This window comes from Streptomyces sp. R28 (genome assembly GCF_041052385.1).
Classification (GTDB): Bacteria; Actinomycetota; Actinomycetes; order Streptomycetales; family Streptomycetaceae; genus Streptomyces.
Genome location: NZ_CP163439.1, coordinates 4895119 through 4920662 on the forward strand (window position 1 = coordinate 4895119; position 25544 = coordinate 4920662).

General features: G+C 71.6%; 22 protein-coding genes. 12 read left to right on the forward strand and 10 right to left on the reverse strand.

Annotated features, from left to right (window positions below; genetic code table 11):
* Positions 1-35 precede the first annotated feature (35 nt).
* On the forward strand, positions 36-1538 hold the full coding sequence (locus tag AB5J49_RS21610) for a trehalose-6-phosphate synthase (RefSeq protein WP_369170268.1): 1503 nt from the start codon (positions 36-38) through the stop codon (positions 1536-1538).
* A 64-nt stretch (positions 1539-1602) separates the two neighbouring features.
* Here AB5J49_RS21610 and otsB read toward each other — a convergent pair whose 3' ends face one another.
* From otsB to AB5J49_RS21625, 3 genes are all read right to left on the reverse strand, one after another.
* Positions 1603-2472, reverse strand: coding sequence for a trehalose-phosphatase (gene otsB, locus AB5J49_RS21615; protein ID WP_369170269.1), 870 nt, complete (start codon positions 2470-2472; stop codon positions 1603-1605).
* Positions 2473-2724: 252 nt separating this feature from the next.
* Positions 2725-2979 carry a DUF3263 domain-containing protein gene (locus tag AB5J49_RS21620; protein ID WP_369170270.1) on the reverse strand — a complete coding sequence of 85 codons (255 nt, stop codon included), beginning with the start codon at positions 2977-2979 and terminating at the stop codon, positions 2725-2727.
* A 35-nt stretch (positions 2980-3014) separates the two neighbouring features.
* Positions 3015-4250 carry an extracellular solute-binding protein gene (locus AB5J49_RS21625; protein ID WP_369170271.1) on the reverse strand — a complete coding sequence of 412 codons (1236 nt, stop codon included), beginning with the start codon at positions 4248-4250 and terminating at the stop codon, positions 3015-3017.
* A gap of 164 nt (positions 4251-4414) precedes the next feature.
* Here AB5J49_RS21625 and AB5J49_RS21630 point away from each other — a divergent pair, with 164 nt between their 5' ends.
* From AB5J49_RS21630 to AB5J49_RS21640, 3 genes are all read left to right on the forward strand, one after another.
* Positions 4415-5383, forward strand: a complete 969-nt coding sequence (locus tag AB5J49_RS21630) for an ROK family protein (RefSeq protein WP_369170272.1) — start codon at positions 4415-4417, stop codon at positions 5381-5383.
* Between the two features lie 128 nt (positions 5384-5511).
* Positions 5512-6618, forward strand: coding sequence for an N-acetylglucosamine-6-phosphate deacetylase (gene nagA, locus AB5J49_RS21635; RefSeq protein ID WP_369175212.1), 1107 nt, complete (start codon positions 5512-5514; stop codon positions 6616-6618).
* 161 nt (positions 6619-6779) lie between these two features.
* Positions 6780-7709, forward strand: a complete 930-nt coding sequence (locus AB5J49_RS21640; protein ID WP_369170273.1) for a 1-phosphofructokinase family hexose kinase — start codon at positions 6780-6782, stop codon at positions 7707-7709.
* On the opposite strand, the gene AB5J49_RS21645 is transcribed toward AB5J49_RS21640, so the two are convergent.
* A complete protein-coding gene (locus AB5J49_RS21645; RefSeq protein ID WP_369170274.1) occupies positions 7710-8672 on the reverse strand; it encodes a CBM35 domain-containing protein in 963 nt (320 codons plus the stop codon).
* A gap of 121 nt (positions 8673-8793) precedes the next feature.
* The gene (gene cdgB, locus AB5J49_RS21650; protein ID WP_369170275.1) at positions 8794-10449 is read right to left on the reverse strand and encodes a diguanylate cyclase CdgB; all 1656 of its coding nucleotides are present in this window, start codon (positions 10447-10449) and stop codon (positions 8794-8796) included.
* 425 nt (positions 10450-10874) lie between these two features.
* On the opposite strand from cdgB, the gene AB5J49_RS21655 reads away from it, so the two are divergent.
* Positions 10875-11444, forward strand: coding sequence for a flavin reductase family protein (locus tag AB5J49_RS21655; RefSeq protein ID WP_369170276.1), 570 nt, complete (start codon positions 10875-10877; stop codon positions 11442-11444).
* Between the two features lie 79 nt (positions 11445-11523).
* Positions 11524-12006 carry a GNAT family N-acetyltransferase gene (locus tag AB5J49_RS21660; protein ID WP_369170277.1) on the forward strand — a complete coding sequence of 161 codons (483 nt, stop codon included), beginning with the start codon at positions 11524-11526 and terminating at the stop codon, positions 12004-12006.
* On the opposite strand, the gene AB5J49_RS21665 is transcribed toward AB5J49_RS21660, so the two are convergent.
* Positions 12003-12932 carry a sigma-70 family RNA polymerase sigma factor gene (locus tag AB5J49_RS21665; RefSeq protein ID WP_369170278.1) on the reverse strand — a complete coding sequence of 310 codons (930 nt, stop codon included), beginning with the start codon at positions 12930-12932 and terminating at the stop codon, positions 12003-12005. The two genes, AB5J49_RS21660 and AB5J49_RS21665, sit on opposite strands and share 4 nt — an antisense overlap.
* 244 nt (positions 12933-13176) lie before the next feature.
* Positions 13177-13614 (reverse strand): alternative ribosome rescue aminoacyl-tRNA hydrolase ArfB, encoded by a 438-nt coding sequence (gene arfB / locus AB5J49_RS21670; RefSeq protein ID WP_369170279.1) that lies wholly within the window; start codon positions 13612-13614, stop codon positions 13177-13179.
* Positions 13615-13815: 201 nt separating this feature from the next.
* Between arfB and AB5J49_RS21675 the strand changes: the two genes are divergently transcribed.
* Positions 13816-14391 (forward strand): TerD family protein, encoded by a 576-nt coding sequence (locus AB5J49_RS21675; RefSeq protein ID WP_369170280.1) that lies wholly within the window; start codon positions 13816-13818, stop codon positions 14389-14391.
* 173 nt (positions 14392-14564) lie between these two features.
* Entirely contained in the window at positions 14565-15119 is a 555-nt protein-coding gene (locus tag AB5J49_RS21680) for an N-acetyltransferase family protein (RefSeq protein WP_369170281.1), read from the forward strand.
* Positions 15120-15161: 42 nt separating this feature from the next.
* On the opposite strand, the gene AB5J49_RS21685 is transcribed toward AB5J49_RS21680, so the two are convergent.
* Positions 15162-16553, reverse strand: a complete 1392-nt coding sequence (locus tag AB5J49_RS21685) for a M1 family metallopeptidase (protein ID WP_369170282.1) — start codon at positions 16551-16553, stop codon at positions 15162-15164.
* 41 nt (positions 16554-16594) lie between these two features.
* Between AB5J49_RS21685 and AB5J49_RS21690 the strand changes: the two genes are divergently transcribed.
* Complete coding sequence (locus AB5J49_RS21690) at positions 16595-17095, forward strand: hypothetical protein (protein ID WP_369170283.1); 501 nt, start codon at positions 16595-16597, stop codon at positions 17093-17095.
* Between the two features lie 290 nt (positions 17096-17385).
* Here AB5J49_RS21690 and AB5J49_RS21695 read toward each other — a convergent pair whose 3' ends face one another.
* Positions 17386-18117 (reverse strand): pentapeptide repeat-containing protein, encoded by a 732-nt coding sequence (locus AB5J49_RS21695; RefSeq protein WP_369170284.1) that lies wholly within the window; start codon positions 18115-18117, stop codon positions 17386-17388.
* Positions 18118-18266: 149 nt separating this feature from the next.
* On the opposite strand from AB5J49_RS21695, the gene AB5J49_RS21700 reads away from it, so the two are divergent.
* The 3 genes from AB5J49_RS21700 to AB5J49_RS21710 all read left to right on the forward strand — a co-directional run bounded on the left by AB5J49_RS21700 (position 18267) and on the right by AB5J49_RS21710 (position 22106).
* Positions 18267-19436, forward strand: coding sequence for an FAD-dependent oxidoreductase (locus AB5J49_RS21700; protein WP_369170285.1), 1170 nt, complete (start codon positions 18267-18269; stop codon positions 19434-19436).
* A gap of 58 nt (positions 19437-19494) precedes the next feature.
* Positions 19495-20472: a zinc-binding dehydrogenase gene (locus AB5J49_RS21705; RefSeq protein ID WP_369170286.1), complete on the forward strand. Its 978-nt coding sequence runs from the start codon at positions 19495-19497 to the stop codon at positions 20470-20472.
* Positions 20473-20609: 137 nt separating this feature from the next.
* Positions 20610-22106 (forward strand): MFS transporter, encoded by a 1497-nt coding sequence (locus AB5J49_RS21710; RefSeq protein WP_369170287.1) that lies wholly within the window; start codon positions 20610-20612, stop codon positions 22104-22106.
* Positions 22107-22176: 70 nt separating this feature from the next.
* Here the strand turns inward: AB5J49_RS21710 and AB5J49_RS21715 are convergent, their stop codons facing one another.
* Complete coding sequence (locus tag AB5J49_RS21715) at positions 22177-25383, reverse strand: IPT/TIG domain-containing protein (RefSeq protein WP_369170288.1); 3207 nt, start codon at positions 25381-25383, stop codon at positions 22177-22179.
* Positions 25384-25544: the final 161 nt, after the last annotated feature.

Sequence of the window (25544 nt, forward strand, 5' to 3'; positions counted from 1 at the left end):
TTTGAGCGGTTCCGGGCCGGGCTAGGTTGAGGCGTATGGCTTCCACGCAGGATGCGCACGGTGCTGCCAAGGTGCTGGTCGCGTCGAACCGCGGCCCGGTCTCGTACGAGGTCCGCGACGACGGCTCGTTGCACTCCAAGAGGGGCGGCGGCGGAGTCGTCTCCGGACTGTCGGCGATCGGGCCGGACGCGGGCGCCCTGTGGGTGTGCTCCGCGCTGTCCGACGGGGACCGGGAGGCGGTGCGGCGCGGGGTCGGCGCGGACGGCGTGCTGATGCTGGACATCCCGGCCGACGTGCACGCCGACGCCTACAACGGCATCGCGAACTCGGTCCTCTGGTTCGTCCACCACTTGCTCTACCAGACACCACTGGAGCCGGTCTTCGACGCCGAGTTCCGGCGGCAGTGGGCGTCGTACGAGGCGTACAACCAGGCCTTCGCCGAGGCGTTGGCCGGGCAGGCGGCGCCGGGTGCGGCGGTGCTGGTGCAGGACTATCACCTGTGCCTGGTGCCGGGGATGCTGCGCGAGCTGCGCCCTGACCTGCGTATCGGCCACTTCTCGCACACGCCGTGGGCGCCGGCCGAGTACTTCCGGATGCTGCCGGAGGACATCCGGGCGCAGCTGGTGTGGGGGATGCTGGGCGCCGACCGGCTGGCGTTCCTGACCTGGCGGTGGGCGTACGGCTTCATGGCCTGCGCGAACGAGATCGACGCCGAGCGGATCCAGGTGTACTCGCCGGTGCCGAGCGAGCCGAAGCACATCCAGCACACCGGCACGGGCATGCCGCCTGTGCGCACCACGTGGATCGGCGTCCACGGGCTCGGTGCGGACGCGGACTTCCTGCGGGCCCGGTCGCACGAGGCCGACGTCGACGAACGCATGGCCGCGCTGCGCGCGGAGATCGGCGAGGGGCGCAGAGCCGTCGTCCGGGTCGACCGGACCGAGCTGTCCAAGAACATCGTGCGGGGCCTGCTGGCGTACCGGCAGCTGCTCGACGACCACCCCGAGTGGCGTGAGCGGGTGGTGCACGTGGCGTTCGCGTATCCGTCGCGGCAGGACCTGGCGGTCTACCGGGAGTACACGGCGGAGGTCCAGCGCCGGGCGGAGGAGATCAACTCCCAGTACGGGACGCCTGGTTGGACCCCGGTGGTCCTCCACGTCAAGGACGACTTCGCGCGCTCGCTGGCCGCGTACCGGCTGGCGGACGTGGCACTGGTCAACCCCATCCGGGACGGCATGAACCTCGTCGCGAAGGAGGTCCCAGTCGTCTCCGACGAGGGGTGCGCGCTGGTGCTGTCGCGGGAGGCGGGAGCCTTCGCGGAGCTGGGCGAGGACGCGATCGCCGTGAACCCGTACGACGTGATGGAAACGGCGCGGGCGCTGCACGAGGCGTTGTCCATGGGGCCGGAGGAGCGGGCGGAACGGTCGAAGAGGCTGGCTGCGGCCGCGACCGCCCTCCCCCCGGCCCAGTGGTTCCTGGACCAGCTGCACGCGCTGGACGTGGCCGACGCAGAGGCCGCGGAGGACGAGGAGAACTAGGAAGACTAGGAAGACCAGGAGGACCGGGAGGACCGGGAGGACCGGGAGGACCGGGAGGCTGGTCTCAGCCCGTCTGAGCGGCGATCGCCTGCAGCAGCCGTACGACCCCCTGCGGGCCGTCCACCACCACGTCCGCCTTCTTCGACAGCTCGGTGACCTCCTCGCTGCCGCTGCAGACCAGGAGGCCCGGGGTGCCGTCGGAACGGAGTTCGTCGACGGCGGCGTAGGCGGGGAGGTCGCCGAGGTCGTCGCCGGCGTAGAGGACGGACTCGGCGCCGAGTTCGCGGACGTACTCGCTCAGCGCCACGCCCTTGTCCATGCCGGGCGGACGGAGTTCGAGGACCATGCGCCCCGGTTCGACGATGAGGCCGCCTCGGGTGGCGAGGTCGGTCAGGGGCTCGCGGAGGGCGTCGAAGGTGCCCTGGGGGTCGGCCGCGCGGCGCGTGTGCACGGCGATGGCATGCCCCTTGTCCTCGATCCACGCGCCCTGCGTGCTTTCGAGAAGGCGCGGCAGTTCGGCGCGGACGGCTGCGACGCCGGGGTGGGGGTCGGGGGCGGTGACCTCACCGCTGACGGCGTCCCAGCGCTCGGCGCCGTAGTGCCCGAGCACGACGAGGTGCTCCAGCCCCGGGACGCCGGCGAATCCGCCGTACCGGACGGCGACGTCGGCCGGGCGACCGGTGATCACCGCAACGGAGGCCACCTTCGGGGCGAGCGCGGCGAGCGCCGGCAGCGCGTCGGGGTGGGCGCGGGCCTTCTCGGGGTCGGGCACGATCGGCGCGAGGGTTCCGTCGAAGTCGAGGGCGACCAGGGCGCGCTCGGGGCGGGCGAGGATGGCGGCGAGGCCGTCGCGCCCGGGGTGGGTTGTGGGGGTCGGCAGGGGGGCCGTGGAGTTGGTCGAGTCGGAGTCGGTCAGATCCTTGTGACTGCCCATGGGGCGACCCTATCGAGGGAGGGGTACGCGTCGGGAGAATTCCCGCCCCCGCCGCCCCTACCCGTCCCGTCCCTGGGGGCTGCCGCCCCCCAGACCCCCGCTTCGGCCCTGAACGGGCCTCGTCCTTAAACGCCGGACGGGCTGAAAATCCAGCCCCTCCGGCGTTTGAGGAGCGGGGTCGAAGGGGCGGAGCCCCTTCAGGATGGGGCGGGTAGGGGCGGCGGGGGCGAAACCCCTCTGCGGCACCCCGCGTCACCGCTCCCCCCGCCGCCCCTCCCGCACCCGCCGCAGCCGGTTCACCGTCACCGGATCGTGGGCCAGAGCCCGGGCGTCGTCCAGCAGCGCGTTCAGCAGCTGGTAGTAGCGGACGGGTGCCAGGCCAAGTTCCTCGCGTATGGCCCGCTCCTTCGCGCCGGGACCCGCGAAGCCCCGGCGTTCCAGGGCAAGGATGGCCTGCTCCCGCTCCGCGAGGACGGCAGCGGCGTCCTCAGGCTGCTCCTCGTTCATGGGTCGCACCGTAACGCCCCCCACCGACAAGCGACCTACTCGGCACTCTCCGCCCGCGTAGCCGTCGACTGCAGCTGCCCCAGGACCGCCGACGGACTGCCACCGGACGCGACCGTCCTGCCGATGCGCTTCTTGATGTCCGCACTGACCGCGGCCCAGGAGGTCCGGCCGACGGGGTAGAGCTCGGACAGCGGGAGTTCCTCGAGGAAGGGCTTGAGGTCGGCGTCCCCCTTGGCCCCGGTCATCACCGTGGACGCGGAGTTCGTGACGGGCAGCAGGTCGTACTCGCGGGAGAAGTCCAGGACGTTCTGCTTGTCGTAGACGAAGTCGAGGAACTCGCCCACCTGCTCGGCATGGCCGTTCTGCTTGAAGGCCATCATCCAGTCGGCCACGCCCATGGACATCTTGGTGGGGCCGTCCGCCCCGGGCATGGGCACCATGCCGAACTTCACGCCCTTGTTCGCGGCGATCCGCATCAGCGAGGGGTGGCCGTTGAGCATGCCGACGTCACCCGCCGCGAAGGCGGAGAACGCGTCGGCCCGATTGAGCTCGCCGGGCGCGACCGGGCCCGTGAGTCCCTTGCCGACCAGGTTGTTCTTGAGCCAGTTGAAGGTGGCGACGTTCTCCGCGGAGTCGATGCTGTACGTGCCGAGGTCGGCGTCGGTGTATCCGCCCCCGCCGCTGAGCAGCCACTGCATCGTCTCGGCCTGCGCCTCCTCGGCCCCGAGCGGCAGCGCGTACGGGTACTTCACGCCCTCCGCCTTGAGCGCCTCGGCGTCGGCGGCCAGCTCCTTCCAGGTCGTCGGCGCGGTGAGGCCGGCCTTCTGGAAGAGGGTCTTGTTGTAGAAGAGCAGGCGAGTGGAGGAGGCGAACGGTATGCCGTACTGCACCCCGTTGACCTGCCCGGCGTCCGCGAGCTGCGAGACGAAGTCGGCCTGGACGGGGATGGAGAGCAGGTCGTCGGCCTGGTAGAGGAGGTCCTTCGCGGCGTAGTCCGCGTACGCGCCGATCTGCGCCAGGTCCGGCGCCTTCCCGGCGTCGACCATCTCCTTGACCTTGGCGTCGACGTCGTTCCAGGAGTACACCGTGACGTCGATCCGCACGCCGGCGTGCTCCTCCTCGTACTCCTTGACGAGCTTGTCCCAGTACTTCTGCGAGCTGTTCGCCCCGCTGTCCCCGTAGTCCGCGGCGACCAGCTTGAGCGTCACCTCGTCCGAACCACCGGTCAGCCCGCAGCCGCCCAGAGCCGCCGTCAGGCCCAGCGCGGTCATCGCCGCGATCGTTCCCGTACGCCCTGTACTCCTACGCCGCTGCACGCAGAACCGCCCCACACCCATGTTCGAAACTTTCGAAACGTCATACATATTGCCCCCATAGGTCTACACCACGTAAGTGGACTAGACCTCTCGTGGGTGCGCAAGACACACTGTCCCCCGTGAGACATGTCATCGCCCTCGATGTGGGCGGCACCGGGATGAAGGCCGCGCTGGCGGGAGCGAGCGGTGCCGCGCCGCACGGGGAAGCGCACCCCGTGCCCCACCAGGCCCGCCGCCCCACCGGGCGTGAGCGCGGGCCGGACGCGGTCGTCGAGGGCATCCTCGACTTCGCCGCCGAGCTGCGCGCGTACGGCGAGCAGCACTTCGGCGAGCCCGCGGCGGCCGTCGGCGTCGCCGTCCCCGGGATCGTCGACGAGGAGCGCGGCATCGCCACCTACTCGGCCAACCTGGGCTGGCGCGACGTACCGCTGCGGCAGCTGCTCACCGAACGGCTCGGCGGTATGCCCGTCGCCCTCGGCCACGATGTGCGCACCGGCGGTCTCGCGGAGGGCCGCATCGGCGCGGGCAAGGGCACCGACCGTTTTCTCTTCGTGCCGCTCGGCACCGGGATCGCCGGCGCCATCGGCATCGACGGCCGAGTGGAGGCGGGCGCGCACGGCTTCGCGGGCGAGATCGGCCACATCGTCGTACGGCCCGGCGGGCCCGCCTGTCCGTGCGGGCAGCGCGGCTGTCTGGAGCGGTTCGCGTCCGCGGCTGCGGTGAGCGAGGCGTGGGCCGCCGCCTGCGGGGACCCGGGAGCGGACGCGGCGGACTGCGCCAAGGCCGTCGCGTCCGGTGACCCGAACGCCGTACGGGTGTGGCAGGAGGCCGTGGACGCACTCGCCGACGGCCTGGTCACCGCCCTCACCCTGCTGGACCCGCGCACCCTGATCATCGGTGGCGGGCTCGCCGAGGCGGGGGAAACCTTGTTCACACCGCTACGGGACGCCGTCCGGCGGCGGGTCACGTTCCAGAAGCTGCCGGAGATCGTCCCTGCGGCCCTCGGGGACACGGCCGGCTGCCTCGGCGCCGGCCTCCTGGCCTGGGATCTCCTCGACCACATCAACCGTACGGAGGTAACTCCCTGATGGCTGCCGACCTGGGGGCGCGGGACAGCGCCGATATGCGGCTCCGCCGCGGTGCGCGAGCAACCACACACAGCCCGCACCCCGCAACCGCCAAGGCGCCCCTCGTCCTGTCCGGCGCCAACGTGGTCATGCCGACGGGAACCCGCAAAGAGGGCCAAGTGATCGTCGACGGCACCCGAATCGCCGGCACAGCCCCAGAAAACGCTCACCGCATCGACCTCACCGGCCACTGGCTGGTCCCCGGCTTCGTCGACATCCACAACCACGGCGGCGGCGGAGCCTCGTTCACCTCAGGCACGCCAGACGACGTAGTCACCGGCATCCACACCCACCGCCTGCACGGCACCACCACCCTGGTCGCCTCCATGGTGACCGGCGACATGGACTTCCTGACCCGGCGAGCCGGCCTCCTCTCCGAACTGGCCGAGCAGGGCGACATCGCCGGCATCCACTTCGAGGGCCCGTTCATCTCCCCGTGCCGCAAGGGCGCGCACTCCGAGGAGCTGCTGCGCGACCCGGACCCGGCGGAGGTGCGCAAGCTGATCGACGCAGCGCGCGGCAGGGCCACGATGGTCACCCTGGCCACCGAACTGCCGGGCGGCCTCGACTCCGTACGCCTGCTCGCCGAGCACGGCGTCATCGCGGCGATCGGGCACACGGACGCGTCGTACGAGCAGACGGTGGAGGCGATCGAGGCGGGCGCGACGGTCGCCACGCACCTGTTCAACGCGATGCCGCCGCTCGGTCATCGCGAGCCGGGCCCGATCGCGGCCCTGCTGGAGGACGAGCGGGTGACCGTAGAGCTGATCAACGACGGCACCCATCTGCACCCCGCCTCGCTCCAGCTGGCGTTCCATCACGCGGGCGCGGGCCGGGTCGCGTTCATCACGGACGCGATGGACGCCGCGGGCTTCGGCGACGGCCGCTACATGCTCGGCCCGCTGGAGGTGGAGGTGGCCGACGGTGTGGCACGCCTCGTCGAAGGCGGCTCGATCGCGGGGTCCACCCTCACCCTCGACCGCGCTTTCCAGCGGGCGGTGACGATCGACCGGCTGCCGGTCAAGGACGTGGTCGCGGCGCTGTCCGTCAACCCCGCCAAGCTGCTCGGCCGGTACGACCGCATCGGCTCCCTGGAGCCCGGCAAGGACGCCGACCTGGTCCTGCTGGACTCCGACTTCGACCTCAAGGGCGTGATGCGCCGGGGCGAATGGGTGGTTGAACCCCAACTGGGGTGATGTGTCCTGCTGTTGAGGGCGGCGGTTGTCCTGGGAGACTGGGACGGCCGCCGTCCGTTTGGCATGATCAAGTCCGCCCGGCGAGGCGCCCGGCAGACAGATGCGCAAACACGTTCTGAACTTCTTCGCATTCGGAACTTCTTCGGGGGAGGTCGGCCCAGGTGATCCTCACGGTCACGCTGAACACCGCTCTCGACATCACCTATCGCGTACGGGCGCTACGGCCCCACGCGTCCCACCGCGTCTCCGAGGTCACCGAACGCCCCGGCGGCAAGGGCCTGAACGTGGCTCGCGTCCTCGCCGCCCTCGGCCACGAGGTGACGGTCACCGGCTTCGCGGGCGGCGCGACGGGCCGCGTCGTACAGGAGCAGCTCACGGCGACGCCCGGCGTGGTGGACGCGCTGGTCCCGGTGGCGGGCGCGACCCGGCGCACCATCGCCGTGGTCGACGAGCGAACCGGCGACACGACCCAACTCAACGAACCGGGCCCGACGATCACCTCGGCCGAGTGGTCCGCCTTCCAGGAGGCGTACGAGGATCTCGTCCCGTCGGCCTCCGCGGTGGCCCTGTGCGGCAGCCTGCCACGGGGGGTGCCGGTGGGGGCGTACGCCGGTCTGGTACGGGCCGCTCGCGCGGCGGAGGTTCCGGTGCTGCTGGACACCAGCGGCGAGGCACTGCGCCGGGGCGTCGCCGCCCGCCCGGACATCATCAAGCCCAACGCCGACGAGCTGGCCGAACTCACCGGTTCCCACGAGCCGTTGCGCGCGACGCAGGACGCCCGCCGACGGGGGGCGCGTGCGGTGGTGGCCTCCCTCGGTGCGGAGGGCCTCCTCGCCGCGACCCCCGACGGCCGCTGGCGCGCCACCCCACCGACCCGCCTCCACGGCAACCCGACCGGCGCCGGCGACGCGGCGGTCGCGGGCCTGCTGTCAGGGTTGGTGGAACGGCTGCCGTGGCCCGACCGACTGGCCCGCGCGGCGGCGCTGAGCGCGGCGAGCGTGCTGGCACCGGTGGCGGGCGAGTTCGACCGGGGGGCCTACGAGGAGCTGCTGGGGCGGGTGGCGGTGACCGGGGAGGTCACCGCGGCCTGACTACGACTTGTACCAGCCCTTGATCAGCCACATCTGGTCGAGGAGCGCGTCACACTGGTTGCCTTGCTCGCACGAGACCTTGATCGTGTTCGTGCCCTTGTTGAGCTGGATCCAGTTGTAGGTCTTCGTCCAGCCCTTCTCGTAGTCGCCCTCGGGGCCGCCCGACCAGTTCTTGAGGTCGACCGGGGAGTCAGAGGCGGTGCCGTTGACCGTAAGGGTGGCGTTCTGGTCCTTGCCCGGGACGCTGTAGCCGACGAACACGGTGTACTTGCCGGACTTCGGGATGCCGTCGACCCTCCAGGTGACCGAGGAGCCGACCTGGTTGAAGCCCTGGACGTACACGCCGCCGTCAGCCTGGGCGCCCTTGACGTCGGACGCGGTGGCGGCAGTGCCGCCGAGGGCCAGGGCCTTGGCGTCGATCGTCGGCAGGTCCTCTTCGGCCGCCTGGCTGTTGCTGTTCGACGGGCTCGGCGCGCTGCTCTGCTGGGACTGCGTCGGCGTCGAGTCGGCCTCGTTGCCCGTCTTGTCCTTGTCGTCGCCGCCCAGCATCGCCACGCCGATGCCGATGACGACCGCCGCGACGACCGCGATCGCGCCGATCAGCAGGCCCTTGGTGTTGGGGCCCCCGCCGCGGCCGCCGCCGGAGCCGCTGCCGCCGCTGTACGCCGGCTGCTGCTGGGCCGTCGGGGCCCCGCCGGGGTGCGTCTCCGGCGCCGCGTAGTGCGCGTTCGGCTGGCCGTAGGCGCCGCCCTGCTGTTGCGGTATCTGGCCGTAGGGCGCGGTCGGCTGCTGCTGGCCGTACTGGCGCTGGCCGACCGCTCGCGCCCGGTTGACCGAGCCCGGGTAGCCGTAGCCCCCGCCACCGGAGGGGGGCTGGGCGCCGTTGGCCTGCCCGTCGGCGTAGAGGTAGCCGAACGGGTCGTCGTCCTCGGGCGTAGTTGCGCCGTTGTTGCCGGACGTCATCCCTTTGGTACTCCTCACCAGGTGCGGGCGGATGCGATACGTGGGGTCAGAATGGCGAGCCTACCCGCTCCTGCTGACCCAAACGGGTGACTCGGATCGCATCAGCTCGCTGACCTGGGAGTTACCCGGCGCGTCTGTGTTGTTTGGGACGAGATCGTTTCTCTACGTACATCCGCTCGTCGGCGGACTTCAGCACTTCGTCCGCCGTCATTCCGCAGTGTGCCCACCCGATGCCGAAGCTGGCGCCGACCCGCACGGCACGGCCTTCCGCCCGGATGGGCTGGATGATCTCGTTGCGCAGACGTACGGCGAGGTCCTGGGCGTCGGCCCGGCCCAGCCCGTCGGCGAGGATCACGAACTCGTCGCCGCCGAGCCGGGCGACGGTGTCGCCGTCGCGGACCCCGCGCGTCAGCCGCCTGGCCACCTCGATGAGAACCACGTCACCCGCGTTGTGCCCGAACCGGTCGTTGATCGACTTGAAGCCGTCGAGGTCGCAGAAGAGGACCGCGAGCCCCTTGGTGCCGTCGTCGCGCCCGCTCTCGACCGGGGCGATGGTGTGCTCGTGATGGTCGTAGGCGTCGAACGCCGCCGCGCCGGGGAAGTCGAAGCCGTGGCCGTTGGCGTCGTAGACGGCGGGGTGGCCGTAGGCCGCGTCCGTGGACTCCAGGGCGCCCGCGTGGGTGGGGCGCTGACACAGGCGCGCGGAGAGGCGGGAGCGCAGCTCGGCGGAGTTCGGCAGGCCGGTGAGGGAGTCGTGGGAGGCGCGGTGGGCGAGCTGGAGCTCGCGGCGCTTGCGCTCCTCGATGTCCTCGACGTGGGTGAGCAGGAAGCGGGGGCCGTCGGCGGCGTCGGCGACGACGGAGTTACGGAGCGAGACCCAGACGTAGGTGCCGTCGCGGCGGCCCAGGCGCAGCTCCGCGCGGCCGCCCTCCGCCGACGTACGCAGCAGCGTGCCGATGTCCTCGGGGTGGACGAGGTCGGAGAAGGAGTAGCGGCGCATCGCGGAGGCGGGGCGGCCGAGGAGACGGCAGAGCGCGTCGTTGGTCCTGAGGATCCGGCCGTGCTGGTCGCCGCCCATCTCGGCGATGGCCATGCCGGAGGGGGCGTACTCGAAGGCCTGCCTGAAGCTTTCCTCGCTCGCGCGCAGGGCCTGCTGCTCGCGTTCGAGCCGGACCAGTGCCCGCTGCATATTCGCGCGTAGACGTGCGTTGCTGATGGCGATGGCGGCCTGGAACGCGTACATCTGGAGCGCCTCGCGGCCCCAAGCGCCCGGCAGCCGGCCGTTGCGCGGCCGGTCCACGGACAGGACGCCGATCAGCTCGCCGCACGCGCTGCCCTGCACGCCGGGCATGTACATCGGCGCGAAGAGCCGGTCGCTCGGGTGCCACTCGTCCTCGAAGCGGGGCGCGGGGCCGTCGGTGTACCACTGCGGTACGTCGTCGTCGTCGAGTATCCAGCCCTCGGTGTGCGGGATGAAGACCAGGCCGCCCCAGCGCTCGCCCATGGTCAGCCGGCGCTCCCAGGAGTCGCGGGAGCCGACACGGCCGGTGATGAGGGCCTCGGCGGCGGGATTGCCGGAGAAGGCGGCGACGACGAGATCGCCGTCGGGGCGTACGAGGTTGACGCACGCGAGTTCGTAGCCGAGGCCGACGACGACTCCGTCGGCCACGGTCTGCAGCGTGTCCGCCAGGCTGCGGGCCGTGTTCATGTCCGCCATGACCTGGTGCAGTTGGCGCAAGGTCGCAAGACGGACGTACGGCTCCGACTCGGTCTCCATGCTCGCCCTCCCCCCGAGACCTCGCAGCGAATCAAGGGTGCTCTTCGGCGCTTCTTAATCGATCGTGCCCTTGCAGCTTCCCCGCCACTGAATCACAGCGCGCTGCCCACTCGGTACACAGGGTCAACAATTAATGCCCCCTGTGACTCAAGTCACAGGGAAACGTGAACAATTGAGCGGCGTTTCTGCGTTTTTCCTGTGCGTTTACTGAACGCAAACTTTGTGCACGTGTGGAGGTGCCGCGAAACGGCTCTGAACAGGTACGTCGAGAACGGTCCGAGGTTCCGCGAGTCTTCCCTGTGGTCCTAGGTCCACGTCCTAGGACCGTGTCCTAGGTCCGTTCTCGGGCGAAGGGCCGATGTGGCGTGTGCGGTGCCGACATTAGCGTTTTCGGCGTGCCGAACACTTCTCCCCACGCGCCGCCCGTGACCGCAGTCCTCCCCACCGCCCGGAGCTCTTCCGGGCATGCTGAGGGAGTGAGCAACGACGAGTTCCGTGACGCCATGTCGCGGCTGGCCGCGGGTGTGGTCCTGGTGACCGCGCTGGAGCCGCCGCTGGACCCGGACGACCCGCACGCGCCGGTCGGCGAGGACGTCGGCATGACGGCGACGGCGTTCATGTCGGTGTCCCTGGACCCACCGTTGGTGCTGGTCAGCCTGCGTGAGGGCTCCCGTATGGACGACCTGCTCGCCGAGCAGCCCCTGTGGGCGGTGTCGGTCCTCTCCGAGAGCCAGCGCCACATCGCCGGCCGCTTCGCCATGAAGGGCCGCGTCAGCGACCGGCTGCTGTTCGCCGACATCCCGTACGTCCGCGGCATGGAGACCGGCGCCCCTCTGGTGGGCGGCGCCCTGGCCACCCTGGAGTGCCGCACCGAGCAACGGGTGACGGCCGGCGATCACACTCTGGTGATCGGCCGCGTCCTGTCGGCCTCACTGCCGAGTTCGGACGGGGGGCCACTGACGTATTTCCGGGGGCGGTACCGGCAGTTGGGGTGAAGATCGGCGATCGCGGCGGGATCCGGCGCCCGGACGAAAATCCGTGGCCGCCGATGATCACTCGGCATACGGTCCCCGGATGACATCGACTCCCGCACTCCGCCTCGAAAAGATCACACCCGGAAACTTCGAGACCGCGACCGGCATACGCGTCCGCCCCGAGCAGGAATTCGCGGTCTCCCCGGTGATGCAGTCGCTCGCCGAGGCATACGTTCACCCGGCGGGCGTCGCCTGGCCGCGCCTGATCGTCGACGGCGACCGCCCGGTCGGGTTCCTGATGGCCTTCTTCGATATCGACTGGCGCGGCGACGGCACCCTGTTCCGCTCGGGACTGTGGCGGCTGAACATCGCGGCGGAGGAACAGGGCCGCGGTTACGGCCGGTTCGCGGTCGAGTCCGTGGCCACCGAGATCCGCCGCCGGGGCGGCAAGGAGTTGTACGTCACCTGGCATCCCGGACCGAACGGCCCCGAGGGTTTCTACCTCGGCCTCGGCTTCCGGCCGAACGGGGAGACCAGCGAGGGCGAGACGGTGGGGGTGCTGGAGCTGGACCGGATCGGCTAGACCGGCCTGACGTCGAGCCGGGACACCCGCTCGGGGTCCGTGACGATGTCGATCACGGCGATCCGGTCCCGTACGAACGCAAACTTCAAGGCCCGCCGCACCCGCCCCTCGGCAAGCACCACGAACCCCGCCGCACCGTCGACGAGCGCGGGTCGCGCGACCCCGGCAAGGGGCCCGAACGTCGCCGCGCCCCGGGCCACGGCCGCCGCGCCCGTGGCCACCCCGACCTCGGTGCGGGCGACGACATCCGGGTCCAGGACGTCGAGCAGCCCGTCGAAGTCACCGTCCCGCGCGGCGGCGAGGAAGGCGTCCACGAGCCGCCGCTGCCTGGCGCGGTCGGCCTCGGGCACGTCCGCCCCCTGTACCCGGCGCCGGGCGCGGCTGGCGAGCTGCCGGGCGGCGGCCGGCGTACGGTCCACGACGGCCGCGACCTCCTCGTACGACACCCCGAACAGGTCGTGCAGCACGAACGCCAGCCGCTCGGCGGGCGTCAGAGCGTCCAGTACGACGAGCAGGGCCACGCCCACCGAGTCGGCGAGGAGCGCGTCCTGCTCGGGGTCGGTCGCGGGGGCGGGCGGGAAGGCGGACGCGGAGAGGGCGGGTGCGGCCGGAGCGGCGGGAGCGGGGGCCGTGGTGTCCAGGGGCTGCTCCGCGCGGGACTTGCGGGAGCGAAGCAGGTCCAGGCAGACCCGGCCGACGACGGTCGTCAGCCAGCCGCCGAGGTTGTCGACCCGGGTGGTGTCGGAGCGGCTCACCCGGAACCACGCCTCCTGCACCGCGTCGTCGGCCTCGGCGGTCGAGCCGAGCATGCGGTGAGCGACGGCGCGCAGGCGAGCGCGGTGCGCCTCGAAGCGCTGAGCAAGGAAGTCGATGTCACTGGTGTCGCCGCCGCTCATCTGTCGCAGCCTCTCGTCGCGGTCCGTCATCAATGCCATGACGGACCGCGCGCCGGGGTTGTGACAGGGGCGGTGCGGGTGCGTTGCGGTGCGATGCGGTGCGGTATACGACGGCGCGGGTGCCTGGCGGCTCGGTGCGGGTACGCGAGCGCGCGGTGCGGGCGCCTGGCGGCGCAGTACCGGTACGTGACGGCGCGGGGTGCCGAGCGCGGCACAGGAGCAGGACCACAGCTCAGGCTGCCGACCCACGGCACGCAGGTGCCGGGCGGAGCCCTTACCCCCAGTCCCGCCCGGACCGTCCCCGCTTGGTGTCCGAGCGCTGCTTCTTCTCCCGCAGGCGCCGCTCGTTGATGCCCCGGGGGATCCGGGTCGGCCTGCGCGGCTTCGGCGGCGGCGCCGTCGCCTCGGCGAGGAGCGCGGCGAGGCGTACGGCGGCGGTCTCGCGGTTGCGCCACTGGGAGCGGTGCTCGGAGGCGCGGACGGTGACGACGCCGTCGACGAGGCGGGACTCCAGCCGCTGCAGCGCCCGCTGCTTCCACACCTCGGGCAGCGCCTCGGTCTTCGCCAGGTCGAACCGCAGCTCGACCTGTGAGTCACTGGTGTTGACGTGCTGGCCGCCCGGGCCGCTCGACCGCGAGAAACGCCACATGAGCTCGGCCTCGGGAAGCGAGACGGAGCCACGGACGACGTAGGGACCAGACATGCCGTCCATGTTCCCTGTCCTGTCCGGTCCACGTCACGCGAATATCCCTGGAGGTTCCCTCCGAGGCCCTCCGAGGCCCCCGAGGGCCCCCTGAGAGTGCTCTTTGGCAAAGAAAGTAAAGACACCTGGAACTTGAGGCACCCCTCTTCGCGTTCATAGGGGTAGCTGTAGCTTCTAGCCGTACCGCAACGAGGGAAGGGACTCCCAACAATGGCTGTAAGCCTGTCCAAGGGTGGCAACGTCTCGCTCACCAAGGAGGCTCCGGGCCTGACCGCCGTCACCGTGGGCCTCGGCTGGGACGTCCGCACCACCACCGGCACGGACTTCGACCTCGACGCCTCCGCGATCGCGGTCAACCCCACGGGGAAGGTCTACTCGGACGGCCACTTCGTCTTCTTCAACAACAAGCAGACCCCGGACAGCACCATCGTCCACACCGGTGACAACCGCACCGGCGAGGGCGCCGGCGACGACGAGGCGATCAACGTCAACCTCGCCGGCCTCCCGGCCGACGTCGACAAGATCGTCTTCCCGGTCTCGATCTACGACGCGGAGAACCGCTCGCAGAACTTCGGCCAGGTCCGCAACGCCTACATCCGCATCGTCAACCAGGCCGGCGGCGCCGAGATCGCCCGCTACGACCTGTCCGAGGACGCGGCCACCGAGACCGCCATGGTCTTCGGCGAGCTCTACCGCAACGGCGCCGAGTGGAAGTTCCGCGCCGTCGGCCAGGGCTACGCCTCGGGCCTGGTGGGCATCGCGCAGGACTTCGGTGTGAACGTCTGACGGACGCCGCGCTGAGCCGGAGCCCCTTGCCGCGATACACCGTGGCCGGGGGCTCCGGGCGTCGGAGGGCTTGGCGTTGGAGGGCTTGGCGTTGGAGGGCTAGCGCCGGAGGGCGCAGGGCCGCAGCGCTCGGGGTTCGGGGCCGTCGATCGAGGCTTCGATAGGTTGCCCACGTGATCCTCGCCCCCCTCCCCCTCACCCCCGATCGCGACATCCCGGCCCCACTCCTCACCGAGCTCACCGCGCTCTACGCCGCCAACCGCGAGTTCCACGCCCTCAGCGGTGACTTCCCGGACCCGGACGACGTACGGCCGGAGCAGGTGGCGGCGGCGCTGGCCGACGAGTTGGCGAACCCGGACGTGGAGGTCCTGCTCGCCCGTAGTACCGGGCGGCTGGTCGGGATCGTGATCACGCTCGCCCATCACCCGGACCCGGCCGACCCGGACCCGTGGATCGGCCTGCTGATGATCGACACGGGCGCGCAACGCCACGGGTACGGCCGCCGGTTGGCCTCCCTGGTCGAGGACCGTTTCCGGGCGGCGGGCCGTGCCGCCGTACGCCTCGCCGTCCTCGACAACAACCCCAAGGGCCTCGCCTTCTGGACCGCCCTCGGCTACGAGGCCATCGCCCACCGCGAGGACCGCCGACTCGGCCGCCCCTGCACGGTCCTGCGCAAGCCGCTGCCCAGTCCCCCACACACCCCGCGCCGGGCCGCCCCGCCCGGGTAGCCGCCGGCGGTCGTCCTGCCGGGCGGCGGGCAGCGGACGCCGTCAGGGCCGGTCCGGCTTCCCGTCCCCGTACAGCCAGTCCTCCCAGATCGCGTCGAAGTCCTCGTCCGGCGCCGTCTTCTCCACGTACGCCGTGAAGTCGTCGGTGTCCGCGTTCCCGTGCCGGTGGTCGGCCGCCCAGCCCTGGACGATGTCGTAGAAGGTGTCGTCGCCGACGGTCTGACGGATCTTCTGGAGGACCATCGCGCCGCGCTCGTAGACGGGGGTGTCGGAGATGTGCGCGGCACTCGTGGGCTTGGCGGGCGGGAAGTCCCAGAGGCCCTCGTGGTCGTCCTCGCCGTGGTCGTACAGGGCGTCGAAGGTCTCCTGCGCGCTGTCGCCGCCGTCGTCCTCCTCCCACAGCCACTCCGCGTAGGTCGCGAAGCTCTCGTTGAGCCACATGTCCCGCCAGCTCTTCGGCGTCACGGAGTTGCCGAACCACTGGTGGGCGAGCTCGTGGACGAGCAGCTCGGTGTCGGGGGCGCCCGGGAAGACGGGCCGGTTCTGGGTCTCCAGGGCGTAGTCGGCGGCGTCCCCGCCTGCGACGATCGCGCCGGTGGAGGAGAAGGGATACGGGCCGAAGTTCTCCTCCGCCCAGTCCATGATCTCGGGGAGCTCGGCGAGCACCTCGCGGCTGTCGTCGGCCTCCTCCTTGTCCACGGCGACGTACACGGGCAGGCCGCTGTCGGTGGTGGAGCGGCTGATGTCGTAGTCACCGATGGCGAGCGCGGCGACGTAGCTCGCCATGGGTTCGGAGGTGTGCCAACGGAAGGTCGTTCCGCCCTCGCTGGTCGTGCGGTTCGCCAACTCCCCGTTGGAGACGGCCTCCAGGCCCTCCGGCACGGTCACGTCGATGTCGTACGTCGCCTTGTCGGACGGGTGGTGGTTGCCGGGGAACCACGCCATGGATCCCACCGGCTCCCCGAGGGCGAGCGCACCGTCGGCGGTGGGGAGCCAGCCTTCCTCGGAGCCGTCGGGGTCGGTGAGGGTCTCGGGGGTGCCGGAGTAGCGGACGGTGAGCCGGAAGGTCTCGCCCTTGTCGAGCTCGTCGTGCGGACGGACGACGAGCTCCTGGCCGTTGCGGCTCCAGCGAGCGCTCCGGCCCTCCACGCCGACCCGCTCGACGTCCATGCCCTTCAGATCCAGGTCGAAGGCGGAGAGGTCCTGGGTGGCGCGTGCGGTGATCTCCGCCGTGCCGGTGAGGTGGCGGTCGTCGGGGTCGTAGGCGAGGTCGAGGGCGTAGTGGGTGACGTCGTAGCCGCCGTTGCCGGCCTTCACGAAGTACGGGTCGCGCACGCCGGAACCGCCGGGCGTGCCGTGGACGCCGCTGCTGCACGCGGTGAGAACGAGCAGGGCGGAGGTGACGGTCAGAGCAACGGGCGCGAAACGGGACACGCCGGTGATCCTATGAGTTCGCTCGTGACACCATCCCCTACGTGCTCGACATCGGCTACGCCCTCTCCACCCGTTTCCCCGACCCCCCGCAGACGGACTACCGCCGCGCGGACGTCCGCGCCCTGCGCCACGACCTGTTCTGCGGCGACGTCTACCTCGCCGACACCAAGGCGGACCGGGAGTTGTCCACAGCCTGGGGATGGGTGCCGGTGCTCGACTTCGCCTGGGCCCTGTGCGACATCGTCGAGCAGCTGGACAAGGACCCGGCCGGCTCCCGCGCCTCCCGTCCGCAACACGCGGAACTGGACTTCACCGAGTCCACGGACCGCGTGCTCTTCGAGCGCCGCTTCGGCTGGGTGGACATCGAGTCGGACTGGATGCCGGCGGAGGAGCCCCCGCTGACGTTCTCGCACACCGAGCTGCGCCGCGAGGCCCGCGACTTCCTGCACGACCTGATCGCCGACCTGATCGACCTGCACGAGGGCCTGGCCGAGAACCCGGCGATCTGGACGCTCCAGGCACGGTTTCCCCGGGTGGGGTGAGCGGGGCGGTGTCGGCGCCGGGGCTTGCGCCGACGCTCTGATGGCGGCCGACGTCGACCAGGTCCACCGTATTTCACCCACACCACGCGGACTCCGCCCCACCCGCTGTGTCAGCCGGCGATCGGGCCCAGCTCGATGTCCGAGACAGCGCGGCCGAGGGGCTTCACGGAGACCTCGGTCAGGCCGTCCACGGAGCCGCTGGCGGAGAGGCCACCGCCCACCCCTTTACGGGCTGTTCACAGCACTGGCCAACGCCGCGCTTCAGCCCACCGGCCTTCCGCGGACCGCCCCTATCCCTCCACCCGGATCCCCAGCTGCGCCGCCAACACCGGCGCCAGATCCAGGAGTTGCCCCGGACTGATCACCGCCCCGGCCAGCCGGTCCACCCCCCGCGCGAAGTCCAGCTCGGCCGCCCTGCGCAGGTCCACGTCCGTGAGCGTCACCCCGGTGAGGTCCGCCCCTTTCACCGCGCAGTCCACGAACTCCACCCGCTCCAGGCGGGCGCCCCCGAAGTCCGGCTCGACCAGGACGCAGCCCTCGAAGACGACGTCCTTGAGCTTGGCCTTGCGCATGTTCAGGTAGTCGATCTTGCCGCCGCGGATCAGCACCCGCTCCAGCACGGCGCCGTGCAGCTGCACCCCGCCCAGGCGGGCGTCCACCAACTCCACATCACGCAGGGTCGACTCGGCGAGATCGGTGCCGACGCCCCGTAGGCCCGTGAGCACCGAGTCGAGGATCCGGGCGTGATGAAGTCTCGTCTCGTCCAGGGCGCAGCCCCGCAGCTCGCAGTCCAGGAACCGGGCGCCTGCGCCGTCCTGTCCGCCGAGGTCCTCCTCCCGGAACTCCAGGCCGTCGTAGTCCCCGTCCGGCTCCAACTCCCCGTCCCGGTAGGGCTCCAGCGGCGGCAACCGCACCTCGGGCCGCCGCGCACCCTTCACGCCACCCCTGCCCGGACCACCGCCCCTGCCCGCGCTGCCACCCCTGCCGGTACCGCCGCCCTCACCCATCGCTCTCCTCGCCATGCCCCCATGCTGCACGCCACCACTGACAATCCCCCTGACCTGCGCCGACACCCCGCCGACACCACCGATGTCACATTCCGGGTGCCCAGGACCGTCTTACGCACGGAGAAGGGGCGAAAGGCGACCCCGAGCACAAGGGAGACCCAGCCATGCACCGCATCACCGTCATCGGCGGCGGCTTCGCCGGACTCACCGCGGCCATCACCGCCGCCGAGGCGGGCGCCAAGGTGACCGTCTACGAAGCCCACCACACCCTCGGCGGGCGGGCCCGGACCGCCGAGGGGCCGTACCGGACGAACGAGGGACCGCACGCCCTGTACAGCGGCGGCCCGCACTGGCTCTGGCTCAAGCAGCGCGACCTCATCGGGCCGCTCGCGCCGATCCCACCCCTGGAGGCCGCCCGGCTGCGGCTGCGGCACCGCGGCGTCCTGCGGCGCACCCCGCCCTTCGCCATGCTCAAGCTGTTGCGGCGAGGCCTGCCGCAGGCGCCCGTCGACGTCGACTTCATGACCTGGGCCACGGACATCGCCGGCGAGGAGGGTGCCCGTGCCGCCGCCCACTACTCCGCCGTCGCCCTGTTCCACCACGACCCCGGCGCCCTGTCCGCCGCGTTCGTGCAGGAGCGGTTGCGCCGGGCCACCAAGCTGCCCCCGGAGGCGCACTATCCGCGCGGCGGATGGGCGACCATGATCGACCGGATGGCGGCCCGGGCCTGGAATCTCGGGGTGCGGATGGAGACCCTTTCCCGAGTCGACAGCCTCGACGACCTGACGACCGGCACGCCCGTCGTCGTCGCCACCTCCCTCGACGCCGCCCGCCGCCTGCTCAGGGACGACTCCCTGACCTGGACCAGCGGACGTACGGCGCTCATCGACCTCGCCGTGCGGACCCGGCGCGGGGACGCCTTCGCCCTCTCCGATCTCGACGGGACCGGGTGGCTGGAGCGGTTCACCGCGCAGGACCGCTCTCTGGCGCCGGCCGGTGAACAGCTGATCCAGGGGCAGATCCCGATCGCCCCGCACGAGTCCAGGGCCGACGGCATCACCCGTGCCGAGCAGCTTCTCGATCTCGGTTTCCCCGGCTGGCGCGAGCGCGTCACCTGGCGGCGCGAGTCCGTCGCGAACGGCCGTACCGGCGCCGTCGACCTGCCCGGCACCAGCTGGCGCGACCGTCCGGCCGTCGACCGCGGCGACGGGATCTATCTGGCGGGTGACCAGGTCGCCGCCCCCGGCGTGCTGTCCGAGGTCTCCTTCAACAGCGCGCTCACGGCCGTGTCCCTGGCCCTCGGCCGGCACGCCCTTGACCTCAAGCGAGCTTGAGGTTGAAGGGTGGGTGCCTGACAACTTCCCAGCACCGCACATCCGATGGGGGACCCGTATGCACGCCATCCGCCTGCACACCTTCGGCCCGGCCGAGAACCTCACCTACGAGGACGTCGACGCCCCCGCACCGGACCCCGGCCAGGTCCGTATCGCCGTAGCGGCAGCCGGCGTCCACCTCCTCGACGCGACCCTGCGCGAGGGCATTCAGGGCCCGGCGCCGCAGCCGCCCACGCTGCCCACGATCCCCGGCCGCGAGGTCGCCGGCGTCGTCGAGTCCCTCGGCGAGGGGGTCGCCGCGCTCTGGCTCGGCAAGCGCGTCGTCGCTCACCTGGGCTTCGCGCCGGGCGGCTACGCCGAGCTGGCCGTCGCCGACGTCGACCGCGTCCACGAGATCCCGGCGAACCTCGACTTCGCCGAGGCCGTCGCCATGATCGGCACGGGCCGGACGACGATGGGGATCCTGCAGTTCGCCGAGCTCGGCCCGGACGCGGTCGCCGTGATCCCGGCGGCCGCCGGCGGCATCGGCACCCTGCTCGTGCAGTACGCCAGGAACGCCGGCGCCGTCGTCATCGGCCTCGCCGGCGGCCTTCAGAAGGTCGCCCGCGTGCAGGAGAACGGCGCCGACCTGGCCGTCGACTACACGGACCCGGCATGGCCCGAGAAGGTCCGCGCCTTCCTGGGCGGGCGAGGGGCCACCGTCGTCTTCGACGGCGTCGGCGGCGACGTCGCCCGCGAGTCCGTCGCCCTGCTCGGGCCGGGCGGCAGGCACCTCGTCTTCGGCTGGTCCGGCGCGGGGCCGCACGGCAGGCCCTACTTCGTCGACGGCGTCTCCCAGCAGGTCCTCGGCCCCGTGATGATGCAGAAGGCCGGTGGCCCCAACCCCGTACGCGCCCTGGAACTGCGCGCCCTCACCGAAGCCGCCGCAGGCCGCCTCACCCCGGCCGTCCAGCGTTTCCCGCTCGCCGAGGCGGCAGCCGCCCATCGCGCCCTCGAAACGCGCGGAACCACCGGAAAGGTGGTACTGGAGCCATGATCAGCCGCAAGCACTCCGCAAAGGCGATACCCCACCCCTCGCCGGAGACGATTCCTCGGTCCTCCCCAGAGGCGACAGACGCGATTCCTCAGCCCTCCCCGGATGCGACACGACCCGAAGCATGGTCTTCTGGCCAGGTGAGTTTCACCCGAACAGGTGAGGCCGCCGTGGACGCCGACCCCCGCCGCTGGTGGGGCCTGGTGATCATCGCGCTCGCGCAGCTCATGGTCGTCCTCGACGCGACCATCGTGAACATCGCGCTCCCCTCCGCCCAGAGCGACCTCGGCATGTCCGACGGCGACCGCCAGTGGGTGATCACCGCGTACACCCTGGCTTTCGGCGGACTGCTCCTGCTGGGCGGCCGGATCGCCGACCTGGTGGGCCGCAAACGCACCTTCGTCATCGGCCTCGTCGGCTTCGCAGCCGCCTCCGCGCTGGGCGGCGCGGCCACCACGTCCGGCATGCTCTTCGGCGCCCGTGCCCTGCAGGGCGTCTTCGCCGCCGTACTGGCCCCGTCGGCCCTGTCGTTGCTGACCACGACCTTCACCGACCCCAAGGAACGCGGCAAGGCCTTCGGTATCTACGGCGCCCTGGCCGGCAGCGGCAGCGCGATCGGGTTCATCGTCGGCGGTCTGCTCACGGAGTACCTGAACTGGCGCTGGTGCCTGTACGTCAACGTGCCCATCGCCGTGATCGCCGTCATCGGCGCCCTCGCCCTGCTCCGCGACAGCCCCGGCCACGCGGGCGCCCGCCTCGACGTACCCGGCGTGCTGCTCGGCTGCGGCGGCCTGGTCGCCATCGTCTACGGCTTCGCCGAGGCCCAGCCGCGGGGCTGGACCGACCCGATGGTCCTCACCCTCTTCGCGGCGGGGGTCGTCCTCCTGGCGGCCTTCGTCTGGTGGCAGACCCGGGCCCCCGTGCCCCTGCTCCCGCTGCACATCATCAAGGACCGCACCCGAGCCGGCTGCTTCCTGACCATGGCGCTGGCCGTGATCGGCATGTTCGGGCTGTTCCTGTTCATGACCTACTACCTGCAGGTCATCCTCGACTACTCGCCGGTGATGACCGGCCTCGCCTTCCTGCCCCTCACGGCCGCGATCATCACCGGCTCCACCCAGATCGCCGCCCGGCTCCTGGACCATGTGGCGCCGCGCCTGCTGATGGCCCCGGGCGCCCTGCTGGCGGCGGTCGGCATGGTGCTCCTGACGCAGCTGACGGTGCACTCGTCCTACGCGGCCGACATCCTGCCCGCGCTGATCCTCATGGGCCTCGGCATGGGCCTGATCTTCATGCCGGTGTTCGCCACGGCGACGGCGGGCGTGGCCCCGCAGGACTCCGGCGTGACCTCCGCGACCATCAACACCTCGCAGCAGGTGGGCGGTTCGATCGGTACGGCCCTGCTGAACACGATCGCCACCACCAGCAGCGCCGCCTACATCACCGCCCACCTCACCGACCCGGCCCAGCGGGCCCTGGTCACCAAGGAGGGCATCGTCCACGGCTACACCGTCGCCATCTGGTGGGCCGCCGCCATCATGCTCCTGGCCGGCCTGGTCGCGGCCCTGATGGTGACGGCGAAGCCCCCGAAGCACGGCGCCCCGCAGGAGGCGCCGGTCCCGGAGTCGGTGACCTGAGAAACGGGGGGAGGGGCCCCACCGGACCGCGGAGCCCCTCCCCCACCCCTGTACGGGGGCCGGTCGGCGATCAGCCGACCGCCTTCGTCGCCTTGCTCACCGCCGCCCCGTCCTGGTGGCCCGTGCGGTGCGCGATCACCTTCACGGTGATCTTCTTGCCCTTCTGCGCCGACTTCAGCACGAGCGACGACTTGGTCGCCCCGCTGATCGCCGTGCCGCCCGCGTACCACTGGTACGCGTACGACGTCGCCGCCAAAGACCAGGTCCCCGTGGACGTCTTCAGCGTCCTGCCGACTTTCGCCGTCCCGCTGATCACCGGCAGCGCGGTCGCCTTGGGAGCGTCGCCCTTGGCCACGGTCACCGCAGCCGAGGTCGCCGAACCGCTGACCCAGCCGGACTTGACCGCGGTGACGGTCACGGTGAGCTTCTTGCCGACCATCGAGGCGGGGACGGTGTACGTCGACGCCGTCGCCCCGCTGATCGCCGTACCGTTCGCCTTCCACTGGTACGTGTACGACGACGGAGCCGCCGACCAACTCCCCGGTGAGGCCGTGACCTTGGCGCCGGTCTTGGCCGTGCCGGTCACCTTGGGGGCGGCCGTGTTCTCCAGCTTGGGCTGGGGGGTCACGGTGAAGGTGCCGCGCCCGAACTCCCAGCCGCGCGTGAGCACGCTGACGTTCCAGGTGCCGGTGGCCGCGCCGGTCAGGTCGAGGGTGGCGGTCACCGTCCGGTTGTCCGCGGAGACCGAGTCGGCCGCCGCCGTGATCGTCTTCCCTGCCTGGCTCAGCCGGACGGTGACGTCCGGGCCGAGCGCGGTGCCGGTGACCGTGAGCTTCACCTTGCCGCCGGCGGCACCGGTGTCGGGGCTGACCGCGGTGACGGCCGTCTCCTCGGTGCCGCACGGCGCGGACGTGCAGGTCAGCTTGGCGCTGTAGGCGGTGCTCGGCGCCTTCTCGGGCAGGCCCAGCAGGAACACCGTCGGCGTGCTCTGCGGGGAAGAGCCGAGCGCGTCGCAGTCGTAGCCCTCCGGGATGTAGTGCGTGCAGCCGTTGGCCCAGGTCGACGTGTTGTACAGCACCGGCACCGCCGTCGTGGCGGCACCGGCGGTGTCCTTGATGTCGGTCTCGAAGCGGTCGAACCCGGCGGTCGGCAGCGCCGCGCACACCGCGGTGTGCGACTCGTCCAGCGTGCCGGTGACCGGCCCGTACCCGTACGCCACGGACGGCACCTCGGCGCACTCCGGCGCGGGCCCGTCGGCGGTCGCGATGCGCAGGGCGTCCAGGCGGTACTCGGGCGCGGCCTTGAGGTTGGCCGGGGTCTGCACCAGGACCTGGTGGGTGGTGGACCCGGTGACCGCGCAGGAGGTGTTGCGGAAGGAGCACTCCATACGGCCGTCCGCGGCGACGACCGCCGAGTTGGCGGTGCCGAGGGCGTCCCGCACGTTGACGTGCACGACGTCGGTGTCCGCGGCGGTGGTCACCTGCCGGCAGTCGAGGGTGCCGGGGACGCCGTACGCGCTCTTCACGGAGGGGCCGCCGACCTTCGCGGCCGCGGTCTTCATGCAGCCCGCCGATGAGGCGCTCTCGGTGACGTCGCGCCGGGTCAGTGTGTAGGTGGCGGCCTCGTCGCGGCCGGTCACCAGCACGGTGTGGGCCTTGCCCGGGGTCAGGGAGCAGATCGTCCAGCCGTTGGTGGTGGCGTAGCGCTCGCAGACCCGCTTGCCGTCGGAGTCCAGTACCGAGAACCGCGCGGACGCGGTTCCGGAGGTGGCGATCAGCTGGAAGACCTCGGCGTCCGTGTGCGCGTCCGCCGGGATGCCCAGGCAGTGCGAGAAGACGCCGTCGCCGGTGGTCAGCGTGGCCTTCCTGCCGTCCGCGGCGAAACTGCCGGCGGGCAGGGCAGGGCAGCCCTGCGCGACGTCGGTGCGGTGGAAGGCCACCGCGTAGGCGCCGGTCGCCGTGTCCCCCTCGTCGTCGGTGTGCACCAGCGCCCGGTAGGGGGCCTCGCCGGTGAGCGCGCAGTCCCCGCCCCGGAGCTTGTCCTCGCCGCACTGCGGGGTGCCGGCGCGGTCCACGACCTCCACCTCGGGGGTCGGCCCGGCCGAGGAGAGCGAGGTGAGTGCGGCGATGCGGGCGCCTTGCGGGGCGTCCAGCGTCAGGCAGTCGTACTGACCGGTCTTGCTCAACTCGCCCTTGTACAAGCCCATCCCGGCCGGCACGCACCCGGCGTCCGAGGCGCGGTCGAGGACGAGCAGGTCGTCCTTGGCACCGCTGTAGGGGGAGGTGCCGTCGAGGATCGCGGTGTACGTACCCGCGGCCGGCAACCGGCACGGGTCGCCCTCCCGGCAGGCGATCTTCCCGGCCGCGTCGTACACCTGGACGGGGCTCGCGGAGTCGTCGTCGACCGCGTGGACCAGGTAGGACCCGGCCTTGCCGACGGTGAAGGTGAAGCAGGGGTTGGTGTCGAAGTCGAGGCCCGCCGGCGGCCCGAAGGGGCGCACGGACGCGGTCCGGCAGCCCTGCGGGTCGGTCAGCGCGCGCACCTTGACCGCGTACTCGGCGGGGAAGCCGTTCCCCGCCTCCGTGACCTGGGACAGCACCCGGTACGGGCCCTCGCCGGGCAGCACACAGCTGAAGGTGTCCTCGCCGTCCTCGGCGAACCGCGGGCAGATCCGGGCCCCGCTCGCGTCGGTGATCCACGCGACGACGAAGCCGTAGACGCTCGTGCCCCGGGTGAGGCGGATGCGCTGACCCGGCTTGCCCTCGAACGCCTGGCAGTCCACCTCCAGCCGGTTCGCCGAGGTCCGGCGCACCGTCGGCAGGTCCCAGGACGTGCCGACCGGCTCGAAGCAGCCCTGCGTGGCCGAGCCGAGCGGGACGACGGTGACCGCGGCCTCCTCCGGCTCCACCGAGCCGTTGTTGACGACCTTGACGGTGTAGGTGCCGGACGCGGGCACCTGGCACCAGCCGTCGTCGTAGTACTGCTCGTCGTAGCAGTCGACCTGGGTGCCGTCCTCGGCGTACATCTGCGCGTACGCGTTGTTGCCGCTGTCGTCCAGCGACATGCGGTACAGGCCCGCCTGCGGAGCCGTCACGGAGAAGCAGGCGCTGTCCTGAGCCGGCACGGTCGCCTTGCCGACGGCGTCCCCCGGGTCGCCGAAGGACGCGAGCGCGAGCGACGCGCACTCCGCCTCGGCGGCGACGGCGGGGCTCGCCCCGGTCAGGGTCAGAGTCGAGGCGAAGAGCGAGACGACAGCGGCGAAGACGGCCGGAAACACGGCCGCCCGCCCCCGTCCCACAGAAGGTCTCGCAGACGGACAGGAGCCGTCGTCAGACATGGAATCCCCCCGGATCATCGGTCGTTGAGGCGATAGTCGCACACAGGTGTGACAACGCACTCGCGAGTATCCGGGAGGGGCGAACGCGCCCTCAGTTACCT

Coding starts and splice junctions, on each gene's coding strand:
- AB5J49_RS21620 (WP_369170270.1), bottom strand. CDS start 2,979: ATGAACGAGGAGCAGCCTGAGGACGCCGCTGCCGTCCTCGCGGAGCGG.
- AB5J49_RS21695 (WP_369170284.1), bottom strand. CDS start 18,117: ATGGCGAGGAGAGCGATGGGTGAGGGCGGCGGTACCGGCAGGGGTGGC.
- AB5J49_RS21705 (WP_369170286.1), top strand. CDS start 19,495: ATGCACGCCATCCGCCTGCACACCTTCGGCCCGGCCGAGAACCTCACC.
- AB5J49_RS21645 (WP_369170274.1), bottom strand. CDS start 8,672: ATGACGTCCGGCAACAACGGCGCAACTACGCCCGAGGACGACGACCCG.
- nagA (WP_369175212.1), top strand. CDS start 5,512: ATGCCGACGGGAACCCGCAAAGAGGGCCAAGTGATCGTCGACGGCACC.
- otsB (WP_369170269.1), bottom strand. CDS start 2,472: ATGGGCAGTCACAAGGATCTGACCGACTCCGACTCGACCAACTCCACG.
- AB5J49_RS21700 (WP_369170285.1), top strand. CDS start 18,267: ATGCACCGCATCACCGTCATCGGCGGCGGCTTCGCCGGACTCACCGCG.
- AB5J49_RS21610 (WP_369170268.1), top strand. CDS start 36: ATGGCTTCCACGCAGGATGCGCACGGTGCTGCCAAGGTGCTGGTCGCG.
- AB5J49_RS21675 (WP_369170280.1), top strand. CDS start 13,816: ATGGCTGTAAGCCTGTCCAAGGGTGGCAACGTCTCGCTCACCAAGGAG.
- AB5J49_RS21665 (WP_369170278.1), bottom strand. CDS start 12,932: ATGACGGACCGCGACGAGAGGCTGCGACAGATGAGCGGCGGCGACACC.
- arfB (WP_369170279.1), bottom strand. CDS start 13,614: ATGGACGGCATGTCTGGTCCCTACGTCGTCCGTGGCTCCGTCTCGCTT.
- cdgB (WP_369170275.1), bottom strand. CDS start 10,449: ATGGAGACCGAGTCGGAGCCGTACGTCCGTCTTGCGACCTTGCGCCAA.
- AB5J49_RS21625 (WP_369170271.1), bottom strand. CDS start 4,250: ATGACCGCGCTGGGCCTGACGGCGGCTCTGGGCGGCTGCGGGCTGACC.
- AB5J49_RS21660 (WP_369170277.1), top strand. CDS start 11,524: ATGACATCGACTCCCGCACTCCGCCTCGAAAAGATCACACCCGGAAAC.